Annotated in this window: 16 protein-coding genes; 7 read left to right on the forward strand and 9 right to left on the reverse strand. The window is 72.9% G+C overall.

What is annotated here, in order from left to right:
* The first annotated feature begins 9 nt into the window (after positions 1–9).
* Complete coding sequence (locus VFG42_RS06655) at positions 10–537, forward strand: LppP/LprE family lipoprotein (protein WP_324906558.1); 528 nt, start codon at positions 10–12, stop codon at positions 535–537.
* A gap of 4 nt (positions 538–541) precedes the next feature.
* Here VFG42_RS06655 and VFG42_RS06660 read toward each other — a convergent pair whose 3' ends face one another.
* Complete coding sequence (locus VFG42_RS06660; RefSeq protein ID WP_324906560.1) at positions 542–1,423, reverse strand: sigma-70 family RNA polymerase sigma factor; 882 nt, start codon at positions 1,421–1,423, stop codon at positions 542–544.
* Between the two features lie 115 nt (positions 1,424–1,538).
* Between VFG42_RS06660 and VFG42_RS06665 the strand changes: the two genes are divergently transcribed.
* Positions 1,539–1,976, forward strand: a complete 438-nt coding sequence (locus VFG42_RS06665; RefSeq protein ID WP_324906562.1) for a carboxymuconolactone decarboxylase family protein — start codon at positions 1,539–1,541, stop codon at positions 1,974–1,976.
* Here the strand turns inward: VFG42_RS06665 and VFG42_RS06670 are convergent.
* The 4 genes from VFG42_RS06670 to VFG42_RS06685 all read right to left on the reverse strand — a co-directional run bounded on the left by VFG42_RS06670 (position 1,963) and on the right by VFG42_RS06685 (position 5,653).
* Positions 1,963–2,574, reverse strand: a complete 612-nt coding sequence (locus VFG42_RS06670; RefSeq protein ID WP_324906564.1) for a TetR/AcrR family transcriptional regulator — start codon at positions 2,572–2,574, stop codon at positions 1,963–1,965. The two genes, VFG42_RS06665 and VFG42_RS06670, sit on opposite strands and share 14 nt — an antisense overlap.
* A complete protein-coding gene (locus tag VFG42_RS06675) occupies positions 2,571–3,935 on the reverse strand; it encodes a cytochrome P450 (protein WP_324906566.1) in 1,365 nt (454 codons plus the stop codon). The genes VFG42_RS06670 and VFG42_RS06675 overlap by 4 nt, the downstream gene beginning before the upstream one ends.
* Positions 3,932–4,762: an SDR family oxidoreductase gene (locus VFG42_RS06680; RefSeq protein WP_324906568.1), complete on the reverse strand. Its 831-nt coding sequence runs from the start codon at positions 4,760–4,762 to the stop codon at positions 3,932–3,934. Before VFG42_RS06680 ends, VFG42_RS06675 begins: the two co-directional genes overlap by 4 nt.
* Before the next feature lie 144 nt (positions 4,763–4,906).
* Positions 4,907–5,653, reverse strand: a complete 747-nt coding sequence (locus VFG42_RS06685; RefSeq protein ID WP_324906570.1) for a hypothetical protein — start codon at positions 5,651–5,653, stop codon at positions 4,907–4,909.
* 125 nt (positions 5,654–5,778) lie between these two features.
* Here VFG42_RS06685 and VFG42_RS06690 point away from each other — a divergent pair, with 125 nt between their 5' ends.
* Positions 5,779–7,107 carry a hypothetical protein gene (locus VFG42_RS06690; protein WP_324906572.1) on the forward strand — a complete coding sequence of 443 codons (1,329 nt, stop codon included), beginning with the start codon at positions 5,779–5,781 and terminating at the stop codon, positions 7,105–7,107.
* 77 nt (positions 7,108–7,184) lie between these two features.
* On the opposite strand, the gene VFG42_RS06695 is transcribed toward VFG42_RS06690, so the two are convergent.
* From VFG42_RS06695 to VFG42_RS06705, 3 genes are all read right to left on the reverse strand, one after another.
* Positions 7,185–7,406 carry a helix-turn-helix transcriptional regulator gene (locus VFG42_RS06695; protein WP_324906574.1) on the reverse strand — a complete coding sequence of 74 codons (222 nt, stop codon included), beginning with the start codon at positions 7,404–7,406 and terminating at the stop codon, positions 7,185–7,187.
* A 130-nt stretch (positions 7,407–7,536) separates the two neighbouring features.
* On the reverse strand, positions 7,537–9,810 hold the full coding sequence (gene bglX, locus VFG42_RS06700) for a beta-glucosidase BglX (protein ID WP_324906576.1): 2,274 nt from the start codon (positions 9,808–9,810) through the stop codon (positions 7,537–7,539).
* 145 nt (positions 9,811–9,955) lie between these two features.
* Complete coding sequence (locus VFG42_RS06705) at positions 9,956–10,207, reverse strand: NAD(P)H-dependent oxidoreductase (RefSeq protein ID WP_349260394.1); 252 nt, start codon at positions 10,205–10,207, stop codon at positions 9,956–9,958.
* A 313-nt stretch (positions 10,208–10,520) separates the two neighbouring features.
* Here VFG42_RS06705 and VFG42_RS06710 point away from each other — a divergent pair, with 313 nt between their 5' ends.
* Positions 10,521–11,990 (forward strand): aldehyde dehydrogenase family protein, encoded by a 1,470-nt coding sequence (locus VFG42_RS06710; RefSeq protein ID WP_324906578.1) that lies wholly within the window; start codon positions 10,521–10,523, stop codon positions 11,988–11,990.
* Positions 11,991–12,198: 208 nt separating this feature from the next.
* On the opposite strand, the gene VFG42_RS06715 is transcribed toward VFG42_RS06710, so the two are convergent.
* Complete coding sequence (locus VFG42_RS06715; protein ID WP_324906580.1) at positions 12,199–13,374, reverse strand: 4-hydroxybenzoate 3-monooxygenase; 1,176 nt, start codon at positions 13,372–13,374, stop codon at positions 12,199–12,201.
* Between the two features lie 81 nt (positions 13,375–13,455).
* Between VFG42_RS06715 and VFG42_RS06720 the strand changes: the two genes are divergently transcribed.
* The 3 genes from VFG42_RS06720 to VFG42_RS06730 are packed head-to-tail and all read left to right on the forward strand — an operon-like array spanning position 13,456 to position 16,147.
* Complete coding sequence (locus VFG42_RS06720; RefSeq protein WP_324906582.1) at positions 13,456–14,271, forward strand: CoA transferase subunit A; 816 nt, start codon at positions 13,456–13,458, stop codon at positions 14,269–14,271.
* The gene (locus VFG42_RS06725) at positions 14,268–14,972 is read left to right on the forward strand and encodes a CoA-transferase subunit beta (protein WP_324906584.1); all 705 of its coding nucleotides are present in this window, start codon (positions 14,268–14,270) and stop codon (positions 14,970–14,972) included. Before VFG42_RS06720 ends, VFG42_RS06725 begins: the two co-directional genes overlap by 4 nt.
* Positions 14,969–16,147, forward strand: a complete 1,179-nt coding sequence (locus tag VFG42_RS06730) for a thiolase family protein (RefSeq protein ID WP_324906586.1) — start codon at positions 14,969–14,971, stop codon at positions 16,145–16,147. The genes VFG42_RS06725 and VFG42_RS06730 overlap by 4 nt, the downstream gene beginning before the upstream one ends.
* Positions 16,148–16,193: the final 46 nt, after the last annotated feature.

Here is a 16,193-nt window from a genome sequence, read left to right on the forward strand (position 1 = left end):
GGGGCGGACATGCTCTCGGTCCGCCCCGCTCCCGCCCTGCCCGCCGCCGCCGCGGCGCTCGCCCTCACCGGCGTCGCCTTCACCGCGCCCGCCGCCGCCTCCGCCGCCGGCCCCTCGCGCGCGGTCGCCCAGTCCTACGCGCACCGCTCCTACGTCGTCGACGGCACGCTGGGCAAGCGCCACTTCGCGCTGACCGGCCCGAAGGCCGTCGCCCGCGGCAGCGACGGCTCCACGATCACCGCCTTCGGCCTGGTCCTCGCGGACTCCGGCGACGGCACCGGCCAGGCCGTCCTGCTCTTCCGCGGCACGCGCTTCCTCGGCTGGGCCTCCGACCGCCTCCAGCTGCACCTCCGCGTCACCGGCTCCGGCCGCGCGATCAGCGTCAAGTACGGGGCCTACTCGGGCGACGACCCGTTCTGCTGCCCGTCGAAGACCAAGACCGTGCACTACCGCTGGCGCGCCGGCAGGATCGTCGCCGACGCCGCGCCGCCGCTGATCTACGGCAAGCGCGGCACCAAGATCCACCTGTCGTCGTAGGCGCTCAGCCCACCGCGGCGGCCACCCGCGCCGGGTCCAGCAGGATGTCCACCCGCGCGATCCGCTCGCCCTCGACGGCGAAGGCCAGGATCGTCACCGGCGCGCCGTCGGCGTCGAAGACCACGGCGCCCGGGACGCCGTCGATCAGCGCCCGCCGCGCCGAGCGCCCGGCCGCCTGGCCGCCGCGCCCGCCCAGCGACGCGCTGCGCGCCACGGCCTCCGCGCCGCGCACGATCCGCAGCGGCGCGCCGGGATGGGCGGGGTCCTGGTCCACCCGCAGCTCCACGTCGGGCGCCAACACGTTCAACAACCCGTCGAAGTCGCCCTCGCGCGCGGCGGCCAGGTAGGCGTCGACGATCGCGCGGCGGCGGCGGCGGAGGTCGCCGGCGGGCGCCTCGGCCCCGCGCACGCGCCGCCGCGCGCGGGACGCCAGCTGCCGCGCCGCCGCCGGCGTGCGGTCCACGATCGGCGCGACCTCCTCGAACGACAGCCCGAACAGGTCGTGCAGCACGAACGCCAGCCGCTCCGGCGGCGAGAGCTGGTCCAGCACGACCAGCAGCGCCGAGCCGACCGCGTCCGCCGCCAGCGCCTGCTCCTCGGGCTCCACCACCACCGTCGGCTCCGGCAGCCGCCCGTCGTCCAGGAGCGCCTCCTCGCGGCGACGCCGACGCGAGTCCAACATGTTGAGGCACACGCGCGAGACCACGGTCGTCAGCCACGCGCCGAGGTCGTCCACCTCGTCGCGGCGATCGCGGCTGGTCCGCAGCCACGCCTCCTGCAGCGCGTCGTCGGCCTCGGCCGACGAGCCCAGCATCCGCCGCGCCACCGCGTGCAGGCGACCGCGGTGCTCCTCGAAGCGTCGGGCCAACAGGTCGTTCTCGTCCATCGTTGTCACATTCTCCGCTCGCGCTCGGTCATAGGGGTGAGACCGACGCACACCCCCGGATGTGACAAGGAGCAACCCCACCATGTCGACCTCGACGACCCCTCTCCTCCCCCGCATGCAGAACCCCGTCCTCGTCCTCGAGGGCGCGCTGGAGGCCGCCCAGGCGCTGAGCAAGGCCGCGAGCCGCGCCCGCGTCCCGATCGACCTCGAGTTCCTCTCGCTGCGCGCCAGCCAGATCAACGGCTGCAGCTGGTGCGTGGACATGCACGCCAAGGCGCTGCGCAAGGCCGGCGAGAGCGAGGAGCGCGTGTACGGCATCGGCGCCTGGCGCGAGCTGCCGTACTACACCGACGCCGAGCGGGCCGCGCTCGCGCTGACCGAGGCGGTGACCCGGATGGCCGACCGGGCCGACCCGGTCCCCGACGCGATCTACGACGCCGCCGCCGCGCACTTCGACGAGCAGCAGATGGCCGCGATCGTCCTGGCGATCGCGGCCATCAACCTGTGGAACCGCGTCAACGTGACGACGCGGCAGGTGGTCAGCGCAGCGTGATCCGGCGCAGGACGTCGACCGCGACGTCCTGCAGCTCGGTCAGGTCACGGCCCTGGTCGAGGGCGACGAGGACGAGGTCCCGGAAGCCACCGGTGATGATCGTGGCGACCTCCAGCCCCAGCGGGCGCAGCGCGTCGTCGTGCCGGCGCGCCTCCTCGACCAGGCGCATGATCTGCTGGGCCCAGAGGTCGTTCATCGCGCGGTGTCGCGCGAGCCCCTCCGGGCCCAGCGACGCCGTCTCCTGGATGCACGCGCGCGTCAGCGTCGGCTCGGCGGCCAGCGTGCCGAGGTAGGCGGCGACGGCGCGCTCGGCGCGCCGCGCGAACGGGCCGTCGCCGGTCGCCGCGTCGGCGATCGTCTCCAGCAGCCGCGCGGAGACGACGTCGAACAGCGCCAGGAAGCACGACTCGCGGTCGTCGAAGTGCTGGTAGAAGGTCCGGCGGCTGGTGCGCGCGTGCCGGACGACCTCGGCGACCGTGACCGGCCGGAAGCTGCCCTGCTCGCGGATCGCCGCCGCCATGCCGAGCAGCAGGCGGTCGCGGAACCCGGCGGGCTCCGGGAGCAGGGCCAGCAGCGAGAGGTCGACGTCCTCGGTCACGCGGCCCGCGCGACCTCCTCCTCGGGCGCCTCGGGCTCCGGCCGCGCGACCGGCCCGCGACGGCGCGTGACCAACGCCCGCCCGCCCTCCTTGGGCGACCACGCGACGCCCTTGAAGTGCCACTGCTCGTCGGGCGCGTCGGTCGGCGCCAGCTCGACGCGCTCCAGGATCAGCCGCAGGACGACGTCCAGCTCCATGTGCGCGAACGTCGCGCCGATGCAGCGCCGGCGGCCGCCGCCGAACGGGATCCACGAGTAGGTCCCGGGGCGCACGCCGACGAAGCGGTCGGGGTCGAAGCGATCCGGATGCGGGAACAGCTCGGGGTCGTAGTGCGTCAGCCCGGCGCTGAGCCCGATCAGCACGCCGCGCGGGATCCGGTAGCCGCCGACCTCGAAGGGCTTCATCGTGTGGCGGCCGGCGAACGAGATCACCGGGCGCATGCGCTGGACCTCGAGGATCGTGGCCTCGCGCAGCTCCTTGCCGCCCGCGGCGGCCTCGTCCTGCAACCGCTTCAGGATCTCCGGATGGCGGCGCAGGCGCTCGATCGACCACGCCAGCGTGTGCGCGGTCGTCTCGTGGCCGGCGGCGAGCATCGTGACGAGCTGATCGCGGATCTCGGGGTTGGTCAGCTCCGTGCCGTCCTCGCGCCGGGCCTGGACCATCAGGGCCAGGACGTCGGGCCGGTCGGCCAGGTCCGGGTCGTTCTTGGTCTGGTCGATCAGGCCGTCGAGGATCTTGTCCACCTTGGCCCGCAAGCGCAGGAACTTGCCCCACGGCGACAGCGGGCCGAGGTCCTTGTGGATCTGCGGGAAGCGGCTGAGCGACTGCCCCATGTCGGTCCAGCGCGGGAGCAGCTCCTCCAGCTCGGTCAGCGTGGCGCCGCTGGCCCCGAACACCGCGCGCAGGATCGCGCGCAGCGTGATCGTCTGCATCGACCTGGCGGTCGCGAACTCGGTGTTCAGCGGCCAGCGCTCGATCTCGGCCGACGCGATCTCCTCGATCAGCGGCTCGTAGGCCTTCATCCGCTGGCCCTTGAACGGCGGCAGCAGGAGCTTGCGCTGCTCCATGTGATGGTCCTCGTCGATGCCCAGCAGCGAGTTGTCGCCCAGCACCTTGCGCAGCGGCGAGCGCGACCCGGCGTGCAGCACGTCGGGCGGCGCCATGAACGTGTGCTTGATGAGGTCCGGGTCGGCCAGGATCACCATGCGGCCGAGGCCGAGCAGGTTGATGGAGAACATCCGCCCGTAGCGGCGGCGCTGGCGCTCCAGGTACGGGCGCTGGCGCAGCATGATGCCCAGCGTCTGGAACGGCATCGGGGCCGTCGGCCCGGGCGGAAGCCCGTCGATCACGGTGGTGCTCACGATCCCCTCCTGACGACGCCCTCGAGGCGCTCGATGATGTCGAAGTACTTGGTCGGCGCGACCCGGACCAGCAGGTCCAGGAAGACCGCGTCCGGGCCGACCCGGATCCGCGAGCGGCCCTTCTCGATGCCCTCGTGGATGATCTTCGCGGCCTTGTCCGGCGACGTGCGGGCGATCGTCGCGAACTCGCGCGCCGCCGACTCGACGTCCTGGTGGTCGCCGCGGAAGTCCGAGCGGAAGCGGGCGTTGGACACGATGTTGGTCTTCACGCCGCCCGGGTGGACGACGACCGCGCGCACGCCGGTGCCCTTCAGCTCCTGGCGCAGCGCCTCGGTGTAGCCGCGCACCGCGAACTTCGAGGCGCAGTAGGCCGACTGGTGCGGGAAGCCGACCAGGCCGAAGACCGACGACGTGTTGGCGATCACGCCCGAGCGCTGCTCCAGCAGGATCGGCAGGAACGCGGTCACGCCGTTGACGACGCCGTGGAAGTTGATGTCCAACACCCACTGGTCGTCCTCGGGCGAGGCGTCGGCCACGCCCTGCAGCACGGTGACGCCCGCGTTGTTGAAGACCAGCCCGATCGGCGACGGCGCCCACGCCTTGACCTCGGCGGCCAGCGCCATCTGGCCCTGGCGGTCGCGGACGTCGAGCCTCTTGACGAGCACCGGCCCGCTGATCGACGCGGCCGTGTCGTTGAGGCCGTCCTCGTTCCAGTCGGCGAGCACGACCGGGCAGCCGTGCTTGGCCAGCCGCCGCGCCACCGCCTGCCCGATCCCGGACCCCGCGCCCGTGATCACCGCCGTCTGCCCGTTGATGGTGCTGCTCATGCGCCCGCCTTCGCCCTCTGGCTCGACCACGCTGGTACACGCACGTACCAGCCTTGACAGAGCGTCAGGATACCGACTGGTATCCGAAGTGCAAGGGGTGCCGGGCGACGGCCGCGCGGCCGCCGCCCGGATCACGGCGCCGAGCTAGCTGACGCGCGTCACGACGACGACCGTCTCGTGCGTGGTGCAGACCGCCATCACGACCTTCTTCTTGCCGCAGCTGCCGCCGACCTTGTCGGCCTTGCGGAACTTCTTGGACTTGCCCTTGGCGAGCTTGGCGACCTGCCGCGCCGCGCCCGGGAACGCCTCCTTCTGGAGCGGCAGCTCGGCGCTGCCGATCGGGACGCCGTACGGCACCGGGAAGAGCCGCGAGCACTCCTGCAGGACCTTGCGGCTGGGCGTGTTGCCCTCGACCAGCAGCGTCCCCTTGACGTTGAAGGTCAGGCGCGCGGCGGACCGGGCCGTGGTCGGCGACCCTGGGCAGGAGCTGCGGCCGACGTCGTCGGGCCTGGGCGTCTGGTCGGGGCAGTCGCCGAGCTCGGTGTGCGGGTCGCACGTGCCGCAGGCGCCGCCGGCCGACGCGGTGTGGACCTTGTACGTGACCAGGCGGCTGACGTTCGTCTCGCTCTTGGCGGTGATGCTGAGGCCGCCGACGGTGTAGCCGCCGCCGGAGGCGAAGATCAGCGGGCCGGACGCCCGGGCGCGGGCGCTGAGCTCGCCCTCGGCGTGCGTCCAGCTGTCGCAGTCGTCGGGGTACCCGCCCTGGTTGTAGGTGAAGGTCTCCCCGGTGGTGATCGCGACCTTGGCCGTGTAGCGCGGGTCGGCCGACGCCGTGGCCGCGGCGGCGACGGGCACGAGCAGCGCCAGGAGGACGCAGACGATGGTCTTCATGACCGGCACGATGGGCCGGGACCCGCCGGCGCGCATCAGGGAGTCCCCGGGTCTCGGCCTCGGCGCCGGGATCCCTAGGTACATCCCCGATGCGGTCCGGGAAGCCCGCCGGGAGCATCGCCGCCATGCTGAAGACCCCGCTCCCCGCGTTCGCCGCAGCGCTCTCCCTGGCGGCCCTCGGAACCGCCTCCGCCGGCGCCGCCGAGATCACCTACGTCGACCACGACAACGTCTACGTCGAGAACCTCGACGGCAGCCAGCGCCACGCGCTCTCGACCGACGGCACCCCGGCACGGCCCTACGTGCTGCCGACCGCCGACGAGGAGGGCTCGCTCGCCGCCTTCCAGGCCAACGCGACCACGGGGCAGCAGGAGATCGTCTACTGGGCCTACGGCACGGGCGCGCCGCAGCGCCACCTCATGCCGCGGTCGCCCGGCGACACCACGACCTCGCCGCCGACCAGCGCGCGGATGCAGCCCGACGGCGCGACCGCCACGCTCGGCTACACGTTCCTGGCCTTCGGCGACCCCAACCAGCCGCGCTACGGGCGCTCCAACCCCAACAGCCCGAGCGGCGCCGACGCGCAGGCGTCCATCGACTACACCGACCTGACCTGGTTCCGCGAGCGGCCGGTGGTCGCGCGGCCGGAGGGCACGATCTACTGGACCGGCGCCTCGCGGGTCATGCTGTCGCCCACCGAGCCCGGGTCGAAGCTCACGTTCGCCGAGATCTCGGCCGACGGCACGCGCGTCCTCGTCCGCGAGACGCTCGGCGACGGCAGCAAGCGCCTCGCGCTCTTCTCCTACGTCAACGACGCCCCGCCCTACGGCGACATCGACTCCGGGTGCGCGCTGCCGATCGGCGCGGGCTTCGAGCGCGGCGCGCTCAGCCGCGACGGCAAGAGCGTCGCCTGGGACGACGCGGCCGGCGTGCACGTCGCGCAGGCCGACCCGTACGCGTTCGACGACGACTTCACCTGCACGCTGAGCGGGTCGCGGCTGGTGTCGGGCACCGCGCGCATGCCGGCGTTCTCGGACGCCACGACGACGGCGCCCCCGGCCGGTGGCGGGACGCCGCCTCCGGGCAACGGCGGGACGACGCCTCCGCCCATCTCCACCCCGCCCCGCACGGACACGCCGCCCCCGCCCAAGTCGCCGTCGAGCACCAAGTCCTTCAAGATCACGCTGCCCACGAAGATCAGGGCCGCGGCCCTGCGCCGCGGGCTGAAGCTCACGGGTACCGCGCCCGCCGCGGGCAAGCTGACGGTCACGCTCAAGCGCGGCTCGCGCACCGTGGCCAGCGGGTCGGCCTCCGCCCGGCGCGCCGGCACGATCAAGGTGACGGTCAAGCCCCGTCGCGGCGCCAAGCTGAACGGGAAGCTCAAGCTCACCGCGACCTTCGCGCCCAAGTCGGGCAAGACGTCGCGGAAGTCGGCGACGGTGAAGGTCGCCTGAGACCGGGAGACCGGGACGGGAACCCGGGTCGGCGGCCTCACCATCCCCGAGGTCGCGGGCCCGGACCGCTCCCGCCCCTACGGCTCCGCAGCCCCGCGCAGCAGCTCCATCGGGTCGACGCCGAGCGCGGCGGCGATCTTCTGCACCGTCCGGATCGTCGGGCTCACCAGGCCCAGCTCGATCTTGCTGTAGTGCGACTGGCTGGTCCCGACCGCCTCGGCGACCTGCTCCTGAGTCAACCCCCGCGCGGCGCGCAGCTCGCGAAGCCTGATGTTGAAGTCGTCCAGCGGTTCTCCCACGGCGGGCGACCCTGGCCGCGACCCGCGAGGGCGTCCACGTCAGTTTTGACGTGATCTAGGACTGAAAGGGCCTAATCGGCCAGACGTCGGCCGAAGCTGCGGAGCTTCGGCCGCCGTCCGGGGCGGGACGTCAGCGACGCGAGCCACCGGTCACCGTGAACGAGTCCGTCAGGTCGGCCTTGGAGGAGTCGCCGGCGAACACGTCGATCTCACCGGGCTCGACCACGAACCTGCCCGCGTCGTCGGAGAAGCCGACGTCGGAGGCGTCGAGGCGGAACGTCACCGTCCGCTTCTCCCCCGGCTTCAGCGTCACACGCTGGAAGCCGCGCAGCCGCCGCACCGGCTGCGACAGCGACGCGACCGGGTCGTGGAGGTAGAGCTGCGCGACCTCGTCACCGGCCCGCGAGCCGGTGTTCGTCACGTCGACCGACACCTTCACGCTGTCGCGCGGCGACATCGACTTGGAGGACAACACCAGGTTGTCGAACTTGAACGTCGTGTAGGACAGCCCGTAGCCGAACTCGTACAGCGGATCGCACGAGGCGATGTCCCGGTAGCGCGAGTTGTACTTCTGCGACGCGTCGCACGGACGCCCCGTCGGCTCGTGGTTGTAGGAGATCGGCACCTGGCCGACCGAGCGCGGGAAGCTGACCGGCAGCTTGCCGCCCGGGTCGACCGCGCCGAACAGCACGTCGGCCAGCCCGTTGCCCGCCTCGATGCCCGGGAACCAGGCCTCGACGATCGCGTCGGCGTTGGCCGCGACGTCGGTGAGGTCCAGCGGACGCGAGTTGAACAGCACCACGGTCACCTTCTTGCCGGTGGCCTTGACCGCCTTCAGCAGGTCGAGCTGTCGGCCCGGCAGGTCGATCTTGGACCGCACCTCGGCCTCGCCGCCCTGCCCGCGGACCTCGCCGAGCGCGAGCACGACCTGGTCGGCCTTCCGCGCCGCCGCGACCGCGTCGGCGAAGCCGGAGTCGTCCGGGCACTCGTTCTTGGGGTCGTAGAGGTCGGCGTCGACCATCGGGCACCCCTGCGCGAACGTGGTGTCCGGGTCCTGGGCCTTGACGCCGGCCAGCAGCGAGACCGCGTCCTCGTCCTGGCTCTGGCCCCACCACGGCCCGAGCATGTCGTGCTGGTCGTCGCCCAACGGCCCGATCACCGCGACCGACTTGGAGGGGTCGATCGGCAGCGTGCCGTCGTCGTCCTTGAGCAACACCACCGACTTGCCGACCGCGGCGCGCGCCTTCGCGCGGTCCGCCGGCCGCAGCGTCCGCTCGGCGACCTTCGACCGGTCCGCGTAGGGGTGGTCGAACAGCCCCGCGCGGAACTTCACGCGCAGGATCCGCCGAACCGCGTCGTCCAGCCGCCTGATCGAGATCTGCCGGGAGGCCAGCAGCTGCTTGCCGTTGTCGCGGAGGTTGGTGGACACCATCTCGCTGTCGGTCCCGGCGTTGAGGGCCAGCGCGCCCGCCGCCGCCCCGTCGGCCGCCATGCCGTGCCCGCACGGCCCGTCGTCGGGGTTCTTCGGCGGGCAGGCCCGCAGCTCGGCCACCGCGGTGTAGTCGCTCTCGACGAACCCGTCGAAGCCCCACTCGCCCTTCAGGATGTCGGTCATCGTGTGCGCGTTGGCGCAGCCCGGCGACCCGTTGAGCGAGTTGAACGAGCACATGACGGTGTCGGCGCCCGCGTCGAGCGCCGCCTTGAACGGCGGCAGGAACAGATCGCGCAGGCGTCGCTCGCTGACGTCGGTGGAGTTGTAGTCGCGCCCGCCCTCCGCGGCGCCGTAGGCCACGAAGTGCTTGACGGACGTCACGACCTTGTCGTCGGCGGCGTAGTCGTCGCCCTGCGCCGCGCGGACCTTGGCCGCGGCCATCACGCTGCCCAGGTACGGGTCCTCGCCCGAGCCCTCGACGATCCGCCCCCAGCGCGGCTCGTGGGACACGTCGACCATCGGCGCGTAGATCTGCTTGATCCCGACCGCCGCGCTCTCGCGCGCGGAGATCGTGAAGTCGTCGCCGGCCACGCCCGGGTCGAACGACGCCGCCTCGGCCAGCGGCACCGGGAACGTCGTCCGGTAGCCGTGGATCGTGTCGTAGGCGAACAGGATCGGGATGTGCAGCCGCGACCGCTCCACCGCGATGTGCTGGTAGTGGTCGATCTTCGCGGGATCGGTCAGCGAGAAGACCCCGCCGACGCCCTTCTTCGCGTCGTCGTCGGTGATCTGCCCGTCGCTGAGCAGCTGGACCTGCTGCAGCTTCTCGTCGACGGTCATCTGCTTCAACAACCGATCGACCTTCTTCTCGACGCCGCCGTCGGCCGGACCGCGGACCGGTGCCAGCGCGTCGTCGTCTCCGGCGCCCGTGCCGGCGATCACCACGCCGCCGCCGAGCATGCTGGTCGCCACGATCGCACCGGCGATCGCGGCCTTCCGTCCCCGTCGTTGCACAAGTCCCTCCCGCGGAACTGGCTGTTGGACCCGACGGGCGCCGGTTCCCCACCCTGCCCGCACCTGAAACGCCGAGCCGGACTTGTTGTACGCCCCGCCGTGCCTACGCGTTCGGGGGCTTGCCGATCGGGGTGGCGGCCAGCGCCGCGGCCGCCCCGACCAACGCGTGGGCCATCGCCGCGATGCACGCGTGCGCGCCGTCCTCGTTGCCGGTGACGACGAAGCCCGCGACCTTGTTGAAGGCCATCGGCGTGCCGTCCTCCTGGGTCTCGGAGAGCAGCGCGTCGAGACGCTCCAGCGCGCCCTTGATGACGCTGCCCGGCTGGCCCATCCAGGTCGGGGTCGCGAAGATCACGATGTCGGCGCCGACGACGCGCTCGTGGTTGCGCGGCCAGCCGTCCTCGGGGTTGACGGCCTCGCTGACGACGCCCGGCGAGCCGCTCGCCGACGAACGTCGCCAGCGCGCCGGTGTCGGACTCCTCGGGTGACGGCTTCAGCGTGCCGTTCAGGATCAGTGCCTTCGTGTCGACGGCCTCCCCCGCCAGGCGGCGGCGCGACGCACGTCTCGGCGCCCTTGACTCGTCGCAGGCCGTCTGACAACGTCGTTCGCATGGCGCGCACCCGTGCGCCATGCGAACACGAATCCGGGTCAGGGAGCACCGATACTGATGAGCACCGTCAGCACCGAGCAGCAGCCACTGCTCATCGGCGGGGAGTGGGTCGCGGCCGCCGCGGGCCGCACGTTCGAGAAGGCCGATCCGCTCACGGGCGAGCCGGTCACCGAGGCCGCCGCCGCCGACCGCGGCGACGCCGACCGGGCCGCGGAGGCCGCCGCCGCCGCGTTCCCGGCCTGGTCGGCGACGTCGCCCGACGAGCGCGCCGCCGCCCTCACCAAGGCCGCCGACCTCCTCGACGAGCGCGCGCCCGACGTCGCCGCCACGATGACCGCCGAGTGCGGCGCCACCTTCGGCTGGGGCATGTTCAACTGCATGTTGGCCGCCGGGATGCTGCGCCACGCGGCGTCGCTGGCCGCCCAGGTCGACCACGAGACGCCGATCGAGTCCCACGTGCCCGGGCTCGCCGCGCGCGCGATCCGCCAGCCGGTCGGCGTCGTCGTCGGCATCGCGCCGTGGAACGCGCCGGTCATCCTCGCCACGCGCGCGATCGCGACGCCGCTGGCCTTCGGCAACACGGTGATCCTGAAGGCCTCGGAGGAGTGCCCGCGCACGCACGCGGCGGTCGCCAAGGTCGTCGCCGACGCCGGCGCCCCCGCGGGTGTGATCAACCTCATCACCAACCAGCCCGCCGACGCGGCCGACGTCGTCGAGGAGCTGATCGCCCACCCGGCGGTCAAGCGCATCAACTTCACGGGCTCGACGAAGGTCGGCCGGATCATCGCCGCCAAGGCCGCCGAGCACCTCAAGCGCACGCTGCTGGAGCTGGGCGGCAAGGCGCCGTTCGTCGTGCTCGACGACGCCGACCTCGACGAGGCCGCCGCCGCCGCGAACTTCGGGGCGTTCATGAACTCCGGCCAGATCTGCATGTCGACCGAGCGGATCGTGGTCGACCGCGCCGTCGAGGACGCGCTGGCCGAGAAGCTCGTCACCCGCGCGCAGGCGCTGACCGTCGGCGACCCGCGCGAGCAGACCACGATGATCGGCCCGGTCGTCAACGCGGCCGCCGCGCGGCGCGTCGGAGAGCTGCTGGAGGACGCCAAGGCCAAGGGCGCGCGCGTGCTGACCGGCGGCGAGGCCGACGGCCTGCTCCTGCAGCCGACGATCGTCGCGGGCGTCACGCCCGAGATGCGGATCTACGCCGAGGAGTCCTTCGGCCCGATCGTCACGGTCATCGCCGCCGACGGCGAGGACGACGCGGTGCGGATCGCCAACGACACCGAGTACGGGCTGTCGGCCGCGGTCTTCGGAGCCGACACCGCCCGCGCGGAGACCGTGGCGCGCCGGATCCAGTCCGGCATCGTCCACGTCAACGGCGCGACCGTCCACGACGAGCCGCAGATGCCCTTCGGCGGCGTCAAGGCGTCGGGCTGGGGCCGCTTCGGCGGCGACGCGGCGCTGGACGAGTTCACCGAGCTGCGCTGGCTGACCGTCCAGGACGGCGGCCGGGAGTACCCGATCTAGCCCGGTACGGGGAACCGCACCCGGGGCCGCTCTCGGGGTCCCCGGGCCGGCTCGTCGCCAAGGGCTCCGGCCAGGCCGACAGGAGGGGCACGGCGACGGTCACGCTCCGGTTCACGGGCAAGGCCAAGCGGTCGCTGCGCAGGGCCGAAACCCTCAAGTTGAAGGTCTCGGGCGGCGGCGCCTCGGCGACGATCGCGCTGAAGCGCCGCTAGGTGGGCAACCCCACGTAGTTCTCGGCCAACGACCTCGCCGCCGCCTCCGACGACGTGACGTAGCGCAGTCGCGCGCGTTGGAGGCCGGCGTCGAAGTCGTCGCCGTCGAGGCGGTGCAGCAGCGTCGTCATAGAGGTGGAGAAGTCCTGGACGCGCCAGACCCGCCGCAGGCAGGTGTCGGAGTAGGCGTCCAGGCCGGTCTCCGAGCGCGACGCCCCGAAGAACGCGACCAGCGCGTCGGCCAGCACGCGGACGTCGTTGACGGCGAGGTTCAGGCCCTTGGCCCCGGTCGGCGGCACGATGTGGGCGGCGTCGCCGGCGAGGAACAGCCGCCCGCGGCGCATCGGCGCCGCGACGAAGGACCGCATCGGCGTGATGCCCTTCTCGACGATCGGCCCCTCGGTCAGCGACCAGCCCGGCGCCTCGAAGCGCGTGTGCAGCTCCTGCCAGATGCGGTCGTCGGGCCAGTTGTCGATGTGGTCGCTGGGGTCGACCTGGAGGTAGAGCCGCGAGACCGTCGGCGAGCGCAGCGAGTGCATCGCGAAGCCGCGGTCGTGGTAGGCGTAGATCAGCTCGTCGGTCGAGGGCGCGACGTCGGCGAGGATCCCCAGCCAGCCGAACGGGTACTCGCGCTCGGCGACGACCATCTCCCCCGCCTCGGCGACGGCCGGCCGGCAGATGCCGTGGAAGCCGTCGCAGCCGGCGATGACGTCGCACTCGACCTCCTGGGCGGTGCCGTCGACCGAGGTGTAGGTGATGCGCGGACGGTCGCCGTCGACGTCGTGGACCCCCACGTCGCGGCACTCGAACTCCAGCGGCAGGCCGGAGGCGACGCGCGCCGCGATGAGGTCCTTGACGACCTCCTGCTGGCCGTAGATCCAGATCGCGCGGCCGCCGGTGAGGTCGCTCATGGCAATGCGATGGCCTTGCCCGTCGAAGCGCAGCTCGATGCCGTGGTGGACGATGCCCTCGCGGTCCAGGCGCTCCGCGACGCCCGCGCCACGCAGCAGGTCGACGGTGTTCTGCTCCAGGACCCCGGCGCGCACGCGGTGCTGCACGTACTCGCGGTCGCGCGCCTCGAGGATCACGGAGTCGATCCCCTGAAGCTCCAGCAGCCGGCCGAGCACCAGCCCCGCCGGCCCCGCGCCGATGATCCCGACCTGCGTCCTCACGTCCTGGCCTCTCCCTCTCGCTGTGCCGACCGCGGCGGGTTGACGCCGCTCTCGCGGAGCATATACCGTGGTGTGCGCATTGTGAGCAACCGTACGCATGGCGCACACATCGTCCCTCTACGCGACGCCGTCGCCGATCTCGTCCACGACGGGGACGCGGTGGCGCTGGAGGGCTTCACCCACCTGATCCCGTTCGCCGCGGGACACGAGCTGATCCGCCAGGGCCGCAAGGACCTCGAGCTGATCCGGATGACGCCGGACGTCCTCTACGACCAGATGGTCGGCATGGGCTGCGCGCGCAAGTTGGTGTTCTCGTACGCCGGCAACCCCGGCGTCGGGTCGCTGCACCGCGTGCGCGACGCCGTCGAGCACGGCTGGCCGCATCCGATCGAGATCGAGGAGCACTCGCACGCGGGCATGGCCAACCGCTACGCGGCGGGCGCCGCGGACCTGCCGTTCGGGGTGCTGCGCGGGTACGCGGGCACGGACCTCGTCGCGCACACCAACGTCAAGTTCATCACCTGCCCGTTCACCGGCGAGGAGCTGGCGGCGGTCCCCGCGCTGCGCCCCGACGTGGCGATCGTCCACGCCCAGGAGGCCGACCGGCGCGGCAACGTGCAGCTCTGGGGCATCCCGGGCGTGCAGAAGGAGGCCGTGCTGGCGTCGGCGCGATCGCTGGTGACCGTCGAGCGCGTGGTGGACGAGCTGGAGCCCTGTCCGGGCGGGGTGGTCATCCCGGGCTGGTGCGTCGACGCGGTGGCGGTCGCGGAGCGCGGCGCCCACCCGTCCTACGCGCACGACCTGACCGACCGCGACAACGACTTCTACAAGCTGTGGGACGAGGTCTCCCGGGACCGCGACGAGTTCCGGGCCTACATGGAGGAGCACATCCTGTGAGCGGCGCGGGCGCGGGCTCGGGCGAGGTCCAGACGATCGTCGCGGCGCGCCATCTCGCCGACGCGCGGTCGGTGTTCATCGGCGTCGGACGCCCCTCGACGGCGGCGATCCTGGCGCGCGAGATCATCAACCCCGACCTGGTGTTGGTGTACGAGTCGGGGACGATCGGCGCCAAGCCGCGCAAGATCCCCTTGTCGATCGGCGACGGCGAGCTGGCCGCGACCGCCGACTTCGTGGTGTCGGTCCCCGAGATGTTCAACTACTGGATCCAGCCGGGACGGATCGACGTCGCGTTCCTCGGCGCCGCCCAGGTCGACCCGCGCGGCGCGCTGAACTCCACGGTCATCGGCGACTACGACGCGCCCAAGACGCGCCTGCCGGGCGCGGGCGGCGCGCCGGAGATCGCGCGCGGCTGCCGCCGGGTGATGGTCGTCGCGCCGCACACCAAGCGCACGTTCGTCGAGCGACTCGACTTCCTGACCACCGACGCGCGGCCGGTCGCGGTGATCACCGACCTCGGGGTGCTGACGCCGGACCCGGGCGACGGCGAGCTGATGCTGACGCGGGTCCACCCGGGCGTGACGGTCGAGCAGGTGCGCGACGCGACGGGCTGGGACCTTCGCGTCGCGGAGGACCTGACGACGACGGAGCCGCCGAGCGACGCCGAGCTGAACGCCCTGCGGGAGCTGCTGGCCCGATGAGCGACACCTACATCATCGACGCGGTCCGCACGCCCTTCGGCCGCTACTCGGGCGCGCTGGCCGGCGTGCGCCCCGACGACCTCGCGGCGGGGGCGCTGAAGGCGCTCCTGGCGCGCACCCCGGCGCTGGACCCGGCCGACGTCGACGACGTGATCCTCGGCAACGCCAACGGCGCCGGCGAGGACAACCGCGACGTCGCGCGGATGGCCGTGCTGCTCGCGGGGCTGCCGACGTCGGTCACCGGCGTGGCGGTCAACCGGTTGTGCGGGTCCTCGCTGGAGGCCACGATCCAGGGCTCGCGCGCGATCGCGGCGGGCGACGCGCGCGTCGTCGTCGCCGGCGGCGTGGAGTCGATGACCCGCGCGCCGTGGGTCCTGCTCAAGCCCGCCAAGGGCTTCCCCGCCGGGCACGAGACGCTGCACTCCACCACCTTGGGCTGGCGGATGGTCAACCCCGAGATGCCCGACCGGTGGACGATCTCGCTCGGCGCGTCGGCCGAGAAGCTCGCCGACATCTACAAGATCTCGCGCGACGAGCAGGACGCGTTCGCGCTGCGCTCCCACCGGCTCGCGGCCGCCGCGTGGGACGAGGGGATCTACGACGGCGAGGTCGTGCCGGTGCCGGGCGTCGACCTCGCGCGCGACGAGGGCATCCGCGCCGACACGTCGCTGGAGAAGCTGGCCAGGCTCAAGCCCGCGTTCGTCGAGGGCGGGACGGTCACCGCGGGCAACTCCTCGCCCTTGAACGACGGCGCGTCGATGGTCCTGCTCGGCGACGAGGCCGCGGCCGGGCGGCTGGGCCGCGACCCGCTGGCGCGCGTGGTCTCCCGCGCCGCGCACGGCGTCGACCCCGACGTCTTCGGCATCGGCCCGGTCGAGGCCGCGCGCAAGGCGCTGCGCGCCGCCGGGATCGGCTGGGGCGACCTCGCCGCGGTCGAGCTCAACGAGGCCTTCGCCTCGCAGTCGCTGGCCTGCCTGTGCGACTGGCCCGACCTCGACCCGGAGATCGTCAACGTCCGCGGCGGCGCGATCGCCATCGGCCATCCGCTCGGCGCGTCCGGCGCGCGGATCGTCGGCCGCCTGGCCCACGAGCTGCGCAGCCGCGGCGGCGGGTACGGTCTGGCCGCGATCTGCATCGGCGTGGGCCAGGGCCTCGCGGTGGTGTTGGAGGGATGAGACTCCGACGCCCAGCGTCGGCCAGGGCCTGGCGGTGGTGCTGCAT

The organism is Baekduia sp. (genome assembly GCF_035685985.1).
In the GTDB taxonomy this organism is placed as follows: Bacteria; Actinomycetota; Thermoleophilia; order Solirubrobacterales; family Solirubrobacteraceae; genus Baekduia.

What these genes read in the sequence shown, in the direction of transcription:
- VFG42_RS06655 (WP_324906558.1), top strand. Translation starts at nt 10, where the DNA reads ATGCTCTCGGTCCGCCCCGCTCCCGCCCTGCCCGCCGCCGCCGCGGCG.
- VFG42_RS06660 (WP_324906560.1), bottom strand. Translation starts at nt 1,423, where the DNA reads ATGGACGAGAACGACCTGTTGGCCCGACGCTTCGAGGAGCACCGCGGT.
- VFG42_RS06665 (WP_324906562.1), top strand. Translation starts at nt 1,539, where the DNA reads ATGCAGAACCCCGTCCTCGTCCTCGAGGGCGCGCTGGAGGCCGCCCAG.
- VFG42_RS06680 (WP_324906568.1), bottom strand. Translation starts at nt 4,762, where the DNA reads ATGAGCAGCACCATCAACGGGCAGACGGCGGTGATCACGGGCGCGGGG.
- VFG42_RS06685 (WP_324906570.1), bottom strand. Translation starts at nt 5,653, where the DNA reads ATGAAGACCATCGTCTGCGTCCTCCTGGCGCTGCTCGTGCCCGTCGCC.
- VFG42_RS06690 (WP_324906572.1), top strand. Translation starts at nt 5,779, where the DNA reads ATGCTGAAGACCCCGCTCCCCGCGTTCGCCGCAGCGCTCTCCCTGGCG.
- VFG42_RS06710 (WP_324906578.1), top strand. Translation starts at nt 10,521, where the DNA reads ATGAGCACCGTCAGCACCGAGCAGCAGCCACTGCTCATCGGCGGGGAG.
- VFG42_RS06730 (WP_324906586.1), top strand. Translation starts at nt 14,969, where the DNA reads ATGAGCGACACCTACATCATCGACGCGGTCCGCACGCCCTTCGGCCGC.